General features: G+C 41.7%; 1 protein-coding gene and 1 tRNA gene. One reads left to right on the forward strand and one right to left on the reverse strand.

From position 1 onward, the window contains the following. The first annotated feature begins 166 nt into the window (after positions 1–166). Positions 167–652: a site-specific integrase gene (locus tag ASN18_RS16560; protein WP_236861850.1), complete on the forward strand. Its 486-nt coding sequence runs from the start codon at positions 167–169 to the stop codon at positions 650–652. A 195-nt stretch (positions 653–847) separates the two neighbouring features. Here ASN18_RS16560 and ASN18_RS16565 read toward each other — a convergent pair. Continuing rightward, positions 848–945: transfer RNA gene (locus ASN18_RS16565), tRNA-Sec, on the reverse strand. Positions 946–1,143: the final 198 nt, after the last annotated feature.

A 1,143-nucleotide genomic window follows, 5' to 3' on the forward strand; every position in this document is an offset into this window, starting at 1 on the left:
TTATTGACATCCTCTCCTTTAAAAACTACTATGCCTCTAAAATCAGAGACCATATCTCCCAGCCTTCTTTATTTTAACCGGACACTACTGACCTCCAAAATATTTACCTTGACAATCATGGGCAATTCGACTTTTATTAAGATATGAATCAAAGCCCTGAAAGGAGGTGAGTAAAGAGTTAAAGGGCACAAAAACGAGAAAAGAAAAGGAGGTACGTAAGATGGGCAGTATTTATAAGAGAGGAGATGTTTACTGGATTAAGTACTATCGTGGCGGCAAGCCATACCGTGAAAGCGCAAACTCATCTAAAGAGACCGATGCCAAAAGATTACTTAAACTTCGGGAAGGCGCTATTGCTGAGGGGAAGTTTACAGGGTTTAAGGTTGAACGTATTCGGTTTGAAGAGCTGGCTGATGACTTATTGGCCGACTACAAAATGAACGGCAGGAAATCGCTTGATAGGGCACAGTTGAGTGTAAAACACTTATCAATGTATTTCAAAGACTATTGGGTAATAAATATAAGAACCGACTTGGTTAAGAAGTACATCGTAGTACGAAACGAAGAGGGGGCAAGCAATGCCACAATCAGCAGAGAATTATCTGCACTCAAGAGGATGTTTTCTCCGCCTACCGGCAGACACCCCTCATAAAACCACGTCCGTATTTAACCGCATTAACATAATAAATGAGAGCGACCTGATTGAGGCGGCAGCTAAGGTTTACGATATGCACATGGGCACAGAAAAAAACTTACGGGCACAATTTGGGCACAGTGCAAACTCAAACGGTAATCTAAGGGTGATTAAATGATGATATGGATTCTCTGCAACCCCGCATGTTTATTATGGCGGGAGTGTGTGGGAATCGAACCCACCCTTCCCGCTTTTGGCAGGAAACACCGGATTTGAAGTCCGGGAGGGACACCAGAACCCCATGCACTCCCATTGTCTAAGTATTTGATTTACCAATGTATACAAGGTATCATAACGCGTCATAGACTGTCAACTATTGTCAGATTAATGTCACAGCAAAGTAGAAATGTCCTATTCTTAGCAAAATAGAAATGTCCTATCCAGTTAATAATCATAGCTCATTTCTGGTTAAGATATCCAGCCCAAATATCATCAATTTGGCTCAACCG

This window comes from Candidatus Magnetominusculus xianensis, assembly GCA_001541255.1.
Lineage (GTDB): Bacteria > Nitrospirota > Thermodesulfovibrionia > Thermodesulfovibrionales > Magnetobacteriaceae > Magnetominusculus > Magnetominusculus xianensis.